The sequence below is a fragment of the Pseudomonas sp. MF09156 genome (assembly GCF_059862305.1).
The window spans coordinates 48515-64313 of the sequence record NZ_JCBCUR010000004.1 but is presented as its reverse complement, the minus strand read 5'-3'; the positions used below and the strand labels follow the sequence as shown (position 1 = coordinate 64313).

At 63.0% G+C, this 15799-nt stretch carries 9 protein-coding genes; all 9 read right to left on the bottom strand.

Annotated elements, in window-relative coordinates; all coding sequences use genetic code 11:
* Window positions 1-88: 88 nt before the first annotated feature.
* The 9 genes from AC19YY_RS11890 to AC19YY_RS11850 all read right to left on the bottom strand — a co-directional run bounded on the left by AC19YY_RS11890 (window position 89) and on the right by AC19YY_RS11850 (window position 15686).
* Window positions 89-3220, bottom strand: a complete 3132-nt coding sequence (locus AC19YY_RS11890) for an autotransporter outer membrane beta-barrel domain-containing protein (protein WP_500604216.1) — start codon at window positions 3218-3220, stop codon at window positions 89-91.
* A gap of 31 nt (window positions 3221-3251) precedes the next feature.
* Window positions 3252-6176, bottom strand: a complete 2925-nt coding sequence (eprS, locus tag AC19YY_RS11885; protein WP_500604369.1) for an autotransporter serine peptidase EprS — start codon at window positions 6174-6176, stop codon at window positions 3252-3254.
* 135 nt (window positions 6177-6311) lie between these two features.
* Window positions 6312-7649, bottom strand: coding sequence for a TolC family outer membrane protein (locus AC19YY_RS11880; protein WP_169951577.1), 1338 nt, complete (start codon window positions 7647-7649; stop codon window positions 6312-6314).
* Window positions 7650-7651: 2 nt separating this feature from the next.
* Window positions 7652-8974 (bottom strand): HlyD family type I secretion periplasmic adaptor subunit, encoded by a 1323-nt coding sequence (locus AC19YY_RS11875; RefSeq protein WP_500604215.1) that lies wholly within the window; start codon window positions 8972-8974, stop codon window positions 7652-7654.
* Window positions 8971-10722: a type I secretion system permease/ATPase gene (locus tag AC19YY_RS11870; protein WP_500604214.1), complete on the bottom strand. Its 1752-nt coding sequence runs from the start codon at window positions 10720-10722 to the stop codon at window positions 8971-8973. Before AC19YY_RS11870 ends, AC19YY_RS11875 begins: the two co-directional genes overlap by 4 nt.
* A gap of 177 nt (window positions 10723-10899) precedes the next feature.
* A complete protein-coding gene (locus AC19YY_RS11865) occupies window positions 10900-11268 on the bottom strand; it encodes an AprI/Inh family metalloprotease inhibitor (RefSeq protein ID WP_407073405.1) in 369 nt (122 codons plus the stop codon).
* A gap of 72 nt (window positions 11269-11340) precedes the next feature.
* Window positions 11341-12789, bottom strand: a complete 1449-nt coding sequence (locus tag AC19YY_RS11860; protein WP_169951568.1) for a serralysin family metalloprotease — start codon at window positions 12787-12789, stop codon at window positions 11341-11343.
* 425 nt (window positions 12790-13214) lie between these two features.
* The gene (locus AC19YY_RS11855; protein WP_170041432.1) at window positions 13215-14312 is read right to left on the bottom strand and encodes a DmpA family aminopeptidase; all 1098 of its coding nucleotides are present in this window, start codon (window positions 14310-14312) and stop codon (window positions 13215-13217) included.
* A 9-nt stretch (window positions 14313-14321) separates the two neighbouring features.
* Window positions 14322-15686 carry an APC family permease gene (locus AC19YY_RS11850; RefSeq protein WP_492634651.1) on the bottom strand — a complete coding sequence of 455 codons (1365 nt, stop codon included), beginning with the start codon at window positions 15684-15686 and terminating at the stop codon, window positions 14322-14324.
* Between the last annotated feature and the right edge of the window lie 113 nt (window positions 15687-15799).

The window sequence follows — 15799 nt, the reverse complement described above, 5'->3', positions numbered from 1 at the left end:
TTTTGTTGGAATTGTCGAGAAAGCCAAAACAGTTGGAATGCTGTAACGGTGGGAGCAAACCTGCTCCCACCGTTTGGAGCGGCGGTGTTTAGAAGGCCCAGTCGAGGCTCAAGCCCACGCCGTGGATTTTCTCCTTGCTGGCCAGCAGGCCGTTGTAGTCGAAGTTCACCCGCGCATCCTTGGTCAGCGCCAGGCTGGCGCGCGCGCCGACCAAGGCCGCGTCGCGCACCATCGGCGAGCTTTCCACGGCAAACGCGGTACTGCCTGAAGCAAACGCCAGGTGGCGCTCGGAATCGGTGGTGCTGAGGTTGTGCTGCCAGCCCAGGGTGCCGGAAACGTCCAACGCCTGATGGTCGCTGAGGTTGAAGGTCTTCAACGCCCGCACGCCGAGGGTGCTGAGCACCAGGTCGCGGGTGTCATCGCCGCCCTTGAGCGCTGCTGCATCGCCTTTCTCGCTGAAGCCGTCGCTGTCCAGATGCACATAGGCCAGGTTGGCGAACGGCTCCAGCGCCAGCGGTTGCAGGTTCAGGCGATAAGCCGCTTCGGTGAAGAGCTGGGTGCTACGGGCATCGACCTTGGCTTTCTGCTTGCCGGCGACTTCGCCGTATTGCAGCTCACGTTTCACATCAGCGCGGTGCCAGCTGTAGGTCGCCCCGCCGCTCAGGCGCCAGGCGCCGATGTCGTGACCGGCATAGGCGCCAAAGTGGTAGCTGTCCACCGATGCCCGCGAATGGGTGCCATCACCCATGTTCAGCGAGGTATCGCTGTAACCGGCGACCAGGCCCAGGCGTGTGTCTTCGTCCAGCGCACCGTCCACACCCGCCAGCAGGCCGCCGATGGAGGTGGTGTAGCCCGCCGTATCGCTGGCGCTGTCGGTTTTACCCCAGGCGCCAAGGGCCTTGACCCAGACGTTGCCGCGCGTGTCGATGGTTTGTGGCGAGGTGCCCATTTCACCCTGTTGCAGGCGCTCGCCCACCGCTTCACGCAGGTAGCGGTTGTCATTGACCAGCGCGGTTTCCAGGGCCGGGTAGATTTCCCCCGACAACTGTTGGAACGCCCCTTGCGCCGAGGCCGCACTCGGTGCCAGCAGCAGGCTTTCATACACCCCGTTACCCGCGCCCAGTTGCTCGGCCGCCACCGCCACCGCGCGCTGGTTATCGGTCGCCGCGACGCTGGCGAAGCTGTTGGCCGTGCGCGCAACATCCAACTGCACGCCGTTGGCGCCGTAGTTCAGGTTGCCGCCGACAAACAGGTAGTTGGGCAGTACCGAGGCAAAGCTGCCGGTAATTCCCCCGGCCGCCTGCAGGATGTTGTACTGGCGACCGATCAGGCTTTGCGCCTCGGGCTGGCTGAGCAAGGTCGGGCTGTTTTCCAGGGCCAGGGTCACGGTGCCGCCGTTGAGGGTGGCCTTGCCACCGGCGACGATGCGGTCGCTGCTGGTAGTGGACAGCTCCACCGCATAGGTAGAACCCGCGTCGAAGTTGACATCCCCAGCCACGTTCAAGGTGCCGATGGAGTTACCTGGCGCGACCGTACCGCCGCTTTTCGCGTGCAGCGCGCCGATGCTGCCGGAGCCGCCCAACACCCCGCTGTTACTCACCGTGACCTGCGATGCCAGCGAGCCATTGACCGCCAACAGGCCTTGATTGACCAGGGTTGGCCCGCTGTAGGTGTTGTTGCCGGTCAGCACCAGCGTCCCAATGCCCTGCTTGGTCAAGCCGCCGTGACCGGCAATGTCATTGCTCCACACATCCCGCCCGCAGTGCACATCGTCACACACGCGCTGGGTGGGCTTGCCGGCGTCAACTACCGCCCCAACCCCCGGCAAGTCCGCAACAAACTGGCCGCTGCCATAGCCACCGTCGATACGGAACTGGGCCGGGATATCCTCGGCGGTGATAAACATTCCCGGTCCGCTGACCGCCTTGCCCAGGTTGATCATGCCCCAGCCGTACAGTGCGTCGATGCCCGGTGCGCCAAGGTCGGTGGCGGTGGTCTTGAGCAGCGTGGAAATCTGCTCGCCGCTCATGTACGGGAAACGCTCCATCAACACGGCGGCCGCGCCTGCCACATGGGGCGCAGCCATGGAGGTGCCGTTTTTGTTGTTCCAGCCCAGGGTCATGTTATCGACCGTGGTGCCCACCATCACCGAGCTGTAGATCGCCGTGCCCGGCGCCGACACGCAGAAGCTGGCGGCATAGCCACAGCGCGACGAGAAGGTGCTGATCACATAGGGGTTGGGGCTGTTGGCATCCGGGTTGCGTTGCAATGCGGCCACCGACAGCCAATTGGGCGCGATCTCGGGCACAAAATACGCCAGGCCGGAGATCGCATCGGGGTTGTTCAGGTTGTAGTCGTTGCCGGCTGCGAAGATCGTCAGCACCCCGCTGCGCGCCGCGTTGATCGCACCGGTATAAGCCCCGCCTGGTGCGGTGCCCAACAGCGGCTTGATCTGGTCGAACTGCGCCTGCGCATCGCTGAGAGCAAAATGGGGGAACGCCGGGTCCTTGCCGCCCTTGGCAAACTGATCGCCAATGCCAATGCCCCAGCTGTTATTGATGATGCGTGCGCCGTTGGCCACCAGGCTGTCCCAACCGGCCTGGTACACCGCACCGTCGTTACCCAGGATGATCCCGTCTTCGGGGCCGGGGTCGCCGTTCTCGGCGCTGAGGATCTGTGCGTTGTAGGCCACGCCGTGCATCGGCCCGCCGTTACGGTCGCCGGCGGCAATGCCCCCGACATGGGTGCCGTGGTCGCCCAGCTTGCCGTTGGAACCCAGGGACGGTGTGCCGTCGTAGCGGAACGGGTCACCGGCCTTCACCGGGATATACGGGTCGGTGTACTGGCGGATCCCTTCAGTGACCAGGGTCTGTACCTTGCCCGGGCTGGAGAACTCAGGATGCAGGGCGTATACCGGCTGGTCGAAAATCCCCAGCTTCACGCCCTTGCCGCTGTAACCGGCGGCATATGCCACATCGGCATTGACTGCGCCCAGGCCCCAATCGGCCTTGAACTCATTGCTGCGCCAACTGGCGACATCCCCCAGCTTGCCGGTTTCGACGTAGGGTGCGGCCTGGGCGGTACCCAGGCTGGCCAGGCAACACAGCAACGCGCCGTATGGCACGCGACTCAAGGCCTTGAGCGGGTAGCCCGGGCCTGTTGGGATGGCGGAGTGAAACCCTCGTTGTTTTGCGTTCACGGTGACCTTCCTTAGTTTCATTGCGTTTGTTGTTCTTTTTGTTGGCGCCGCTTCAGAACTGCCAGTCCAGGCTCAGGCCCACGCCCTGGTTGTTCTCCTTCGACCCCAGTTGGCCGTTGTAGTCGAGGTTGACCCGTGTGGTGTCACTCAGTGCCAGGCTGGCCTTCAAGCCCACCAGCGCGGCATCGCGCTGAAGCGGTGTGCTGCGCACGGCAAACGAGGGGCCGCCTGCGACGAACGCCAGGTGTTCCTCGGATTCAACCGGCGTGAGGCTGTGCTGCCAGCCGAGCGAGCCGGAGAGTTCCAACTGCTGGCGGTCATTCAGAGGCAGGGTCTTGAGGGCGCGCAGGCCCAGGGTGCCGAGGGTCGCGTCGCGGCGATCACTGCCCCGTTGCAGGGCGGCGCCATCGCCTTTCTCATGGAAACTTTCGCTGTCCAGGTGCACATAGGCCAGGTTGGCAAACGGTTCCAGGGCCAGCGCTTGCAGGTCCAAGCGGTAGGCCGCCTCGGTGAACACCTGCAGGCTGCGCGCATCCAGCTTGGCTTTTTGCTTGGCGCTGACGTCAGCGTATTGCAGGTCGCGCTGCACATCGCCGCGATGCCAGCTGTAGGCGCCGCCCACACTCACACGCCAGTTGCCCAGCTCACGCCCGGCATAGGTGCCCAGGTGATAGCTGTCGACATCGGCCGACGCATGCGTGCCATCGCCCATGTTCAGCGAGCTGTCGCTGTAGCCCGCCATCACACCGACGCGGGTCTGTTCGTCCCATTGGCCATCGACCCCCAGCAGCATGCCGCCGATAGAGCGGGTGTAACCAGCATATTCACTGCTGCTGTCGGCCTTGCCCCAGGCGCCGAGGGCCTTGATCCACAGGTTGCTTTCGCCGGTCGCCGGCACATGGCGCAGGCGCTCACCGACGGCATCGCGCACCTGGCGGCTGTCATTGATCAACATCGCGCCGACCGCCGGGTAGATCTCGCCGGACAACTGCTGGAAGGCCTGGCGGGCCACCACACTGGAGTCGGCACTCAGCACGCTTTCATACACCGGGTTGCCGGCCCCCAACTGCTCGGCCGCAGCGGCCACGGCGCGCTGGTTGCGGGTCGCCGCGACGCTGGCAAAGCTTGCGTCATTGCGCGCGATAGCCAGTTGCACGCCATTGGCGCTGTAGTCGAGGTTGCCACCGAGGAACAGGTAGTTGGGCAATACCGCACCGAAACTGCCGGTGACCCCACCCGCCGCCTGCAAGATGTTGTACTGGCGACCGACCAGGCTTTGTGCCTGGGGCTGGCTGAGCAAGGTCGGGCTGTTTTCCAGGGCCAGGGTCACGGTGCCGCCGTTGAGGGTGGCCTTGCCGCCCGCAACAATGCGATCACTGCTGGCATTCGACAGCTCCACCGCATAGGTGGACCCGGCGTCGAAGCGCACATCCCCAGTCACATTCAAGGTGCCGATGGAATTGCCCGGCGCAATCACGCTGCCGCTATTGGCCTGCAACGCGCCGATACGTCCGGAGCCGCCCAAGGTCCCGCCATGGTTGACCGTGACCGCCGAGGTCAGCGCACCCTCGACCTTCAACACACCGCCATTGACCGTGGTCGGGCCGCGATAGGTGCTGTCGCCGCTGAGCACCAGGCTACCGGCGCCGGACTTGATCAAACTGCCTTGGTAAATGCGCTGGGCCGCCGCCGCATCCCGGGCCATGCCCACTGCGTAGTCGGTCTGTTCCTGCTGGCTGGCGCCGACCCCCGGACCATTTCCCCAGCCCTTGTCCTGCACGGTCTGTTGCCATGCCAGGCGCTCGGCACTGTCTTCGGCCTGGCGTTGCAGCAGCGCCTTGTCGGAGATGCCATTGCTCCACACATCGCCCTGCCCGGCCGCCAGATTGACGTCCATGGCACCCAGCAACTGCCCCGGCCCATGCATCGCCCGGCCAAGGTCCGGCACGCCCCAGCCGACCCTGGCGGTCGGCGCGTCGGTCATTGAACCATCCAGTTGCGTGGCCGTCGTCAGCAACACCTGCAAGGCCTGCTCGTTGTTCAGGTACGGGTAGCGTTCCATCACCAGCGCCAACGCACCAGTGGCGTGGGGTGCCGACATCGAGGTGCCGGACTTGATCCCATAGCCGCCGCCAGGAACGGTGCTGTCGATCAGCGCACCCGGGGTGGCAATACACCAGTACTTGGCGATGCCGCACTGGTTGTATTTCTGGTTATTGGCCTTGTCCAGGCCGGACACCGCCAGCCAGTGGCCTTCCAACGCCGGTTCAAAGTAAGGCAAGGCCGAGCGCACGCTGGCGTTGGCATAGCCGCTGTTGCCGGCGCTAAACACATTGATCACCCCGGCGCGGGCCACATCGGCGGCGGCGTCCAGCCAGGTGCCCTGGTTGAAGTGCTGGGCGTAGGCCGCGTGCAGGTCGCCCAGGGTCTGGTAGCTGACATCCTTGGGCTGGCTGCCCCAGCTGTTGTTGATCGCGCGCACTCCGGAATCGACCATGGCGCTGTACACCGCCTTGAAGTACTGGGGGTCGGGCGTCGGGCCAAACAGGAAGCTGTCGTTGGCATTGGTGTTGCCCACATAGATCTGCGCGTTGTAGGCCACGCCATGCATGCCGCTGCCGTCCCGCGCCGCCCCCATGGTGCCGGTGACGTGGGTGCCGTGGGAGTCGTTGTTGGGGTTCAGGGCGCCGGTGGTGGAAAACGGGCTGCCATCCACATAAGTGCCGCTGGCGGTCACCGGGTGGAAGCGCTCCGGGGAGGCTTGCGGGTGGCTGGCATCAAAGCCCGAGTCCAGCGCGCCGATCTTCACCCCGGCACCGCTGATCCCCGCGGCGTAAGCCTGATCGGCCTGCATGCGCCCCAGGCCCCAGTCCCGCTGGTATTCCGTCGAGCGCCAACTGGCGGGGTCGCCCAGCTTGCCGGTCTCCACATAGGGCGCGGCCTGGGCGGTACCCAGGCTGGCCAGGCCACACAGCATGACGCAGTGATAGCTTCGTTGTTTTGCGTTCACCCAGACTTCCTCTTTTTATTGTGTTTATCAGCCTATAGGAGCGGGCGTGCCGGCGATGGCGGGCTCAACGGCCTTATCGCCGGCAAGCCGGCTCCTACAGGGTCAGCGTTGGGCCGGGCCGAAGGCTTCGTCGACCTTGGCCAGGTCGGTGTCGCGCAGGTTGCCCGCGTAGTAGTGCAATTTGGTCCAGGCCATCAAATAGTCGTAACGGGCCTGGGCCAGGTCGCGACGGGTGCTGTACAGCTGCTGTTCGGCGTTGAGGGCATCGAGGTTGACCCGCTCGCCACCCAGAATGCTTTGCTTGGTCGACACCACCAGCGCTTCGGCAGAAGCCAGGGCCTTTTGATAGGCGCGCAGTTTGCTCACCCCCGACAGGCAGGCGCTGAACTGGCGCCGCAGCTCGATCAGGGTCTCGCGGGTCTTGCCCTCCAGCTCATATTCGGCCTGCTCCATGGAGCGGCTGGCCTGGCGGGTGGACGCCGCGACGCCGCCACCGGCATACAACGGCACGCTGACTTCAATGCCGATGGTGTTGGTGTCGTAGCGCTGGTTGTAGGTGTTGCCGCTGTCGGACTCCTGCTGGCGCGAACTGGCGTACGCGGTGATGCGCGGCAGGTGCCCGGCGCGGTTGCGTTCCACCTCATAGCGCGCCACCTCCACGGCCTGGCGCTGGGAGGCCAGGGTCGGGTTGTTGGTCAGCGCCAGTTCGTGCCAGCTGTCGTAGTTGGCCGGGGCCAGGGTGAACGCGGCAAAGTCGTGGTTCAGTGGCGCCAGGTCGGCAATATCGACGCTCTGTACGCCGAGCAACGCCCCCAGTTCGCGCAGTGACGCATCCTGCTCGTCGAGCGCCTGGATTTCTTCGGCGGTGGCCAGTTCGTAACGGGACTCGGCCTCCAGAATATCGGTACGCGTGCCCTCGCCTTGCTGGAACAGGTGCTGGTTCTGCTGGAACTGTTGCTCGTAGGCCTTCTTTTTGGCCCGGGCGATGTCGATCTGGTCCTGGGCGAACAGTGCCTGGGTGTAATAGGTCAGCACCCGCACCAACAGCGCCTGGCTCTTGTCGCGAAAACTCTCGTCGGCAAACAGCGCCTGGGCCACGCCCTTGCGGTAGTTGGCATAGGCTTCGTAGTCGAACAGCGGCTGTTGCAGGGTGAAGGTCGAGCCGAAACTGTTGTAGTTGCGGTCGTCGTGATAGTGGCCACCACGGCCATCGGGCAGGTTGGCCTGGGAGTTGTTGCGGCCCTTGTTGTAGTTGTACGACAGCCTTGGCAACAGGCCAGCGCGGCCGATGGTGCGGTTTTCCAGGCCGGCGTCACGCTCCTTGATTGCACCGAGGAACACCGGATCATTGCGCAGCGCCTGTTCATACACATCGAACGGGCCCATGGCGGCCTGGGCGCTGCTGCACGCCATTAGCAAGGCGATGAACACTGGTTTCATGCTCATTCCTCGGTCAACGCCGAGCCGGCACGGTCGAGCAGCGGCTTGAACAGGTAGTTGAGCAGCGAGCGCTCGCCGGTGCGCACAAACATCTCGGCGGGCATGCCGGGCTTGATCACCAAACCCTGGAGTTTTTCCAGGGCGACATCGCTGACCGTGGTGCGCAGCACGTAATACGGCGCACCGGTTTTTTCGTCGAGCAACTGGTCGGCGGAGATCAGGCTCACCTCCCCTGGCACCCGGGGTGTACGGCTCTGGTTGAAGGCGGTGAACAGGATATCGACCGGCAGATGGCTGCCGACCTTGTCCACCAGGTTCACCGGCAGGCGCCCTTCCACTTCCAGGCGCGTGTCCTGGGGCACGATTTCCAGCAGGGTCTCCCCGGCCCGCACCACCGCACCGATGGTATGCACGCCGAGGTTGACCGCAATGCCATCGGCCGGCGCGTTGATTTCACTGTGTTGCAGGTCAAAGCCAGCAGAGGTCAGTTGCTGCTCCAGGGTCAGGCTGCGCAGTTGCGCGTCGGCCAACTGGCTGCGGACCTCCTTCTGGTACTCCTCGCTGTGCTGTTGCAACTTGAGGCGCGATTCGAGGATGCCCTGCTCCAGGCGCCCGCTTTCGCCGCTGTTCTGCGCCAGGTCCTGCTGCACCTGGGACAGTTGGCGCTGGTACTCCAGCAGGCGGTTGCGCGGGATATAGCCGTTGTCGGCCAGGGGTTGCAGGTTGGCCAGTTGATCACGCAGAGATTGCGCCTGGGCGCCGAGGTCGGTGCGGGCGCGGCGCATGCCGTTGAGCTGGGCGCTGGCGCCTTCGATACTGGCGCGGATCCCGGATTGCTCGCGGGCAAAGGCGTCGCGCCGGCTGCTGAACAGCTGGCGCTGGCCTTCGAGCACCAACGCCAGCGCAGGATCGGGGGCGCTACTCAGTTCAGCCGGAAAGGCCACCGCCGGCAAGCTGTCGCGCTCGCTCTGCCAACGGGCGACGCTGGCCCAGGCCATGCGGTATTGGGCTTGCAGGGAATGTACGTCGGCCTGGCTTTGGGTCGGGTCGAGGCGAAACAACGGCTGGCCCTGTTTGACCACCTCGCCTTCGCGCACCAGGATCCGGCTGACGACGCCGGGGCTCAGGGTTTGCACGGCCTTGCGCTTGCCGGACACCACCACCGTGCCCTGCACCGGGATCCCCTGGTCCAGCGGCGCGAGGCTGGCCCAGAGGAAGAATCCGCCGGCGCCAACCACCGTCATCACCCAGCCCAGGCGGGAGAAAAAGCGCGCATCGCGCTCGGGAAAGGTCTGCTCGAGTGGCAGGCTGTTATCGGTATTCATTGGCCTGGATTCCTTGCCGCAGGATATTGACGGTTCAAGCTGACGCCGGCCTTTTCACGGGGTGGCTCCGCTTGCCCGGACAGCGCCCGCAGCACCTCCTGGCTGGGGCCAAACGCTTGCAGGCGGCCTTCGTTGAGTACCAACAGCTTGTCGGCCTGGGCCAGGGCCGAGGAGCGGTGGGTCACCAGGATCACGCTGCTGCCCTGGGCTTTCATCTGCATGATGGCGCTGGCCAGGGCGGCCTCGCCCACGGTGTCGAGGTTGGAGTTGGGTTCGTCGAGCACGATCAGGCGCGGCCCGCCATACAGTGCGCGGGCCAGGGCCACCCGTTGTTTCTGCCCACCGGACAGGCCGCTGCCGTCGTCGCCCAACACCGTGTCGTAGCCCTGGGGCAAACGCAGGATCAGGTCATGCACCCCGGCTTGCTGCGCGGCTTGCACCACCCACTCGGGGTCAGCCTGGCGAAAGCGCGCGATGTTGTCGGCGATGCTGCCGCTGAACAGCTCGATGTCCTGGGGCAGGTAGCCGACATAGGGCCCGAGGTCGTCGCGGTCCCAGCGATGGATATCGGCGCCGTCCAGGCGCACCGTGCCCGCCAGGGTCGGCCACACGCCCACCAGCACTCGCGCCAACGTCGACTTGCCGGACCCGGAGGCCCCCAACACCCCCAGTACTTCACCGGCCGCAAGGTTGAAGCTGACCTGATGCAAAGTCGCCACCCGCCGCCCTGGCGGCCCGGCACTGACCTGTTCGAAACTCACCTGGCCCTTGGGCGCCGGCAACGCCATGGCCTGCGCCCCGGGCGGGAACTCCTGCAACAGCTCATCGAGGCGTTGATAGGCCAGCTTGGCCGAACTCCATTGCTTCCACACCGCAATCAACTGGTCGATCGGGCTCAACACCCGGCCCATCAGGATAGTGCCGGCAATCATCATCCCGGCGGTCATCTGGCCCTTGATCACCAGCAACGCACCCAGCCCCAACACCAACGACTGCAGGAGCAGGCGCAGGGATTTGCTCAGGGAGCTGATCACCGAACCGGTGTCGCTGGCCCGGTTTTGCAGGCCGAGGAATTGCGAATGCACCTGGAACCAGCGACTGCGCAGCGCCCCCAGCATGCCCATGGCCTGGATGGTCTCGGCGTTGTGCAAGTGGCTGGTGGCCAATTGGGTGGACTGCTGCGAGTAGCCGCTGGCTTCGCGCAAGGGTTTTTTGGTCAGGTATTCGTTCAGGCATGCCAGGGCGATCAACAGCACGGCGCCGGCCGTGGCCAACACCCCCAGCCACACGTTGAACAAAAAGATCACCAGCAAATAGATCGGGAACCACGGCGCATCGAAGAACGCAAACAACGCCGGCCCGGTGAGGAACTGGCGGATATGGGTCAAATCCCCGAGCGATTGCCCAGCATGGCCTTCGCCCCGTTGCAGGTTGCGCTCGAAGGCGGCCTTGTATACCTGCAAGTTGAAGCGGCGCTCCAATTGGCTGCCGATGCGGATCACGATAAAGCTGCGCACCACTTCCAGGGTGCCGATAAAAGCAAAGAAACCTACGACCATCAGGGTCAACATCACCAAGGTGGTTTCGTTCTGCGATGACAGGACCCGGTCATACACTTGCAGCATGTAAATGGACGGCACCAGCATCAACAGATTGATCAGCGCGGTGAAGCAACCGACGCTGATCAGGATACTTTTATAATCGCCGAGGGCTTTAAACAGTGGTGCAGTGGGAGTGGTCTTCGCCATGTTGCCTGATCTTCCCTGGGCTGAAATACGCGCGATAGTCTGCCGGGCGCCCCAATGGATGGGGCGGGCAACTATTTCAATAGTGTTTAATGCGCTGGAAGTGACAGGTGGATATAGGTCACGACCAACAAACAGCTCTATACCTGGTAGTTATAAGCATATAACCGTAATAGTTAATTATTGTGTGCGCTGCAGTAACAGCTCTAATCCAGAAGCAGAACGCGCGGTATATTCGCCTTCTTTCTGCCGATTCAAATGAGTAATACCGGTGCCCTCGGCATTCATTAGCCAGATGCCATCCGGGGTGGGCAGCCACGTCAGGGGTTTTTGCCCCAGCCACTGTTGCGCACACTCAATATCACCCGCCAGGCTATTGGGCTGGGCGATCAGATCCAGCTCGCACACCTGCTCCTGCTGGTGTAGTTGCCAGTGCCCAGCCAGTTGCGCGGTGCTGGGTAAAACAAGACTGCTTGCCATTGCGTTGGCTCCTGCCGACACGAGCAATGCCGGGATCACCCAGGCGATTGCATTGCGAAAAATAGTCATCACCATTACCCGTTTACGGGGCTGTTGCAAGGAAAGAGCGGCGCCGGGGCACCGCCCTTCGTTACGCCTTGATCAAGCCACGATGTCGCTATAGGCCGCCTGGCCCACGGTGGTGACGAGGAAATCCGCCACGCCGTGCCCGGAGAAGTCCACCGCCAACGTGCCCAGGTTGGTACCCGAGGCGTAGGTCAGCACGGCATCGCCGGCAGCGCCGGTAAAGGCGTTGACGAAATGCAGGCCGCTGCCCTTGGTGATGCCGGTCAGGTCGATCTTGTCCGAACCTGAGGTGAAGTCGAGGATCTGGTCCGCCGCACCTGGCCGGGAGTCAGAGCTGGCACCGAACACAAAGGTGTCCGAACCCGCGCCGCCCCACAGTTTGTCGGCACCGCCACCGCCGTAGATCAGGTCATTGCCGGCACCACCCTTGAGGGTGTTGGCCACTGCGTTGCCGATCAGCAGGTCGTTGCCCGAGCCACCGAAGGCGTTTTCCACGGTCACGCCCTGGGCGATCGACACGTTACCCACCAGGCCGCCCACGTCGGAGAACGAAGTCTCGTTGAGGTTGATTTTCTGGTTCTGGGTAAAGCCGGAGAAGTCCAGGGTGTCGTTGCCACCGCCGTCCCACACCGAGAACACCAGCTTGTCGGCATTGGACGTGGCGCTGAGGTGATCGCGCCCGGTGTTGGAGTTGAAGCCGTAGGTGGTGTCACCGGCACGGGTGTTGAAGTTGGCGCCGTAGAGCTTCTGGATCGCCGCGATATCGTCGATCAGTGGGCCGGACGCATAAGCCTCGACCCCGCCTTTGGTGAAGTTCTGGTTGGTGTTGTTTTCACCCCAGTAGCTCATGACGCTGTAGCCACGGGTGTCCTGGCCGTAGTCCGCGTCCTTGTAGGACGGGTTGCCGGTCCCGGCGTTGTAGTCGCCAGGGTGATCCAGGCCCAGGGTATGGCCGATCTCGTGGGTCAGGGTCTGGCGCCCGTAGTTGTTCAGGCCAGGGTTGATGTTGGCGGTGTAGCTGTTGTTGATCAGGTACCACGAGGTGCCATCCGTGCCGCTCGTGTGGTACTTCTCATTGGTGCCGGGCAGGTAGGCAAAGGCCGCGGCGCCGTCCTGGCCTGCGCTGTAGTTGCCGAAGGTCATGTGGAAGTCGCCGCCCGAGGCTTTCTCGGTGAAGGTGACATTGGCCACATCGGCCCAGGATTGCATGGCCAGTACGGCCTGGCCTTTTTGCAGGTTGCTGAACTGGCTGAACCCGGAGATACCATGCTTGTTCATGGTCGCCGAGGAAGCCTGGGTCAGGAAGGTGTAGGTCAGATCGATCCTGCCGTTGCCGTCAACGTCCCGGTATGCCGCGTTTTCGCGCAGCAAATGGTCGGCTGCCTGGTCGACAGAGAACGAAGGTTTGCCATTGACCGTGAGGTTGCCGCCACGGTCATACAAATGGCTAAAGCTATCGATTTGTGAATAGGCACTACTTGCTTGAGCTGCCGAGACAATAGCTTTGTCTTTTACTTTCGACATAAACGTACTTCCTTGTTTGCAAGTGGAACAGTTTTTGTCCGATATGACGCTCTCGGGCGAGATCGTCCTATCACTCGCCTCTTATGAAGGCGAAAGAAAACTGACACAATTCGAAATCACACGTCCAGTGATTTTTTTGTTGGAAAAGTTCATGGACGGAATAACGGCTGCAAACATTGGGAATTAAGTGTTTATATTCTTTGTTTTGGGGCGAGTGACGGAGAATCGGCTATTTAAATATTAAATAGTGCTAAATAATTAAATGCCAGACGGGTCACACTTATTGCGTAATGGATCCAATATATTGATTGGGCGGCACTTTAAAAGTGCCACCGTGTCATTCGCAAATATTAAATAGCCACTGTTTTATTATTGACAGCCAGCGCCGGCAAGCCGGCACCTACAAGGTGATAGCGGCCTCAGGCTTACCCACGCCAGCCCGTCTGGCGCAGCGCCTCCAGCAGCGTCTGCCCATCCAGCCCCGGCACCAGCACGCCATCGGCGGTGGTCATGTCTTCCCCGGCGAGGATCGCGTTGATGATCGCCTCTTCCACCGCCTCGGCCGCGGCGCTGAACAAGGGCGAAATATGATCGTTATTGACCATGCTCAAGGTTGTGCTCAGGGGCAAGTCCTTGCGCCCGTAATCTGCCGGCGGCAGGTGGTGATTGCCGGTGGCAAACGCCAGGAACAGATCGCCACTGGAGTCCTCGGTGCCGCCGCCGGTGCGGGCAATGCCGATGGATGCGCGTTGCGCCAGGCGCTGGCACTGGTGCGGCAGCAACGGTGCATCGGTGGCGATAATTACCACGATCGAGCCCATGCCCGGGGTGCCCCGGTCGGCAAACGGCGAGGCAATGTCCATCAGGTGGCGCCCCACCGGATAGCCATCCACCCGCAGCTCCTGGCGCTTGCCGTGGTTGGCCTGCACCAGCACGCCAACGGTCCAGCCGCCCTGCTCCACCGCCAGCTTGCGCGAGGCGCTGCCGATGCCGCCCTTGAACTCATGGCAGATCATCCCGGTGCCGCCGCCCACGGCGCCCTCTTGCACCGGGCCGGACTCCGCGCTCGCCATGGCTTGCAGCACATGTTCGGGGCCGATGTGCTGGCCCCAGATATCGTTGAGCAGGCCGTCGTAGGTTTCCATCACCACTGGCATGCACCAGTACACCGCCGGGTCCGCCAGGCTGTCGCGCTCCAGGGCAATCAGGGTGTCGCGCACAATGCCGATACTGTGGGTGTTGGTGATCGCCAGGGGCGTCGTCAGCAGCCCGGCTTCGCCGATCCACTCAAGGCCCGTGGCGTCGCCGTTGCCATTGAGCACGTGGTACCCGGCAAAACACGGTTGTAGCCGCGCCGCACCGGCCCGCGGCTGGATCAATGTGACCCCGGTGCGCACCTGCTTGCCGTCGATCTGCTCCTTGAGCGTGCTGTGGCCGACCCGAACCCCGGGGACGTCGGTAATCGCATTCAATTCGCCGGGCGTGCCCAACCCCAACGTAATGCCCAATTGACGTGCGCGCATAACCACTCCTTACAGTTTCTGAAACGCCGGACTCGACCGGCCGCTGATGCAATAGAGGATCACTGACATTGCCAGCAGGCCAATGATAATCATGATGTCGCGCATGGAGGCCGCGATAAACAAGGTAAACAACAGATAACCCGCGCCCGCCACGGCCAGCAACGCCGGCACCGGCCACAGGGGCATGCGGTACGGGTGCTCGCGGTCGCGCAACAGCACCCGGCTCATCAGCGCGCTCAGGGCCACGATCAGGTACACCAGCATGATCAACAACACACTGAAGGACGTCAGGTCTGCCAGGTTGGAGCTGAAGCTGAGCAGTGCCGAAGGTATCGCCAGGAACAGCGTGGCCAGCCATGGCGAATCCCAGCGCGGGTGGATGCGGGTGAACAATTTGTTGATGGTCGGCGTCCACAGCGCATCGCGGCCACTGCTGAACACCACCCGGCCGATCTGGATCACGATGGCGACGATGGCGTTGAACACCGAGAGGAAGATCCCGGCGCTGACCAGGCGTGACAGGGTTTCATTGCCATGACTGGTCAGCAGGTAGCCGATCGGGTCCGGGCTGCTGATCATCTCGCTCAGGGAGGGCGCGCCGATCAACAGCGCGGTGATCGGCACCAACTCGATCACCACCACCAGGCCCAGGGACCACAGGACCGCCTTGTGCACGCCCTTGCCGCCGCATTTCATGTCTTCGGCCAGCAGCACCGCCGGGCCGTAGCCGTTGAACGAGAACAGGCCGATGCCCACCGCGCCGATCACCAGCGCCCAGGGCGCCAGGTGCAGCACGCCGTTTTCGACGATCTGCGGTTGGAACAGCACACTGGCCGGCTGCACCGGGTTGCCGAAGCCAATAAATACGATCACCAGCAACGCCGCCACTTCCAGCAGCAGGCAGGTGCCGGTGATCCAGGCGTTGAGCTTGATATTGAGAATGCCCAGGGCGTAACTGCACACCACAATCACCAGGGCCACGGTTTGTGAATCGAATTTCGTGCCCAGGGCGTTGTTGAGGTAGGTCGCCGCGCCGGTGGCCAGCACCGGCGGGATAAACAACAGCATCACCAGCACTGTCAGGAAGGTCGCGTAGCCGGCCATGCCGCCGAACACGCGCTTGGCATACACATACTCGCCACCGGCACTGTTATGGGCGCGCCCAAGCTCCGCGTAGCAAAAGGCGAACATCAGCGCCAGCAGCCCAGCCATCACAAACGCCAGGAATACCCCGCTGCCGGCTTGCTGGATCGCAAACGGTGCAATCACAAATACGGAACTGGCCGGAGTTACCGCCGAAACGGTAATGGCCACCACATCGAACACACTCAAGGTAGGTTTCAGCACGCCATCGGGTGCGGGGGTTGCGCTCATGTCGTTATCCTCATGGTTATTCTTTTTATTGGAAAGCTGGTTGAGGCAGAAACGAAAAAGGGAAAGCGGGTGCGGGATATGTTTCCCGCTGAATGCCAGGGAATCTAGGCGCT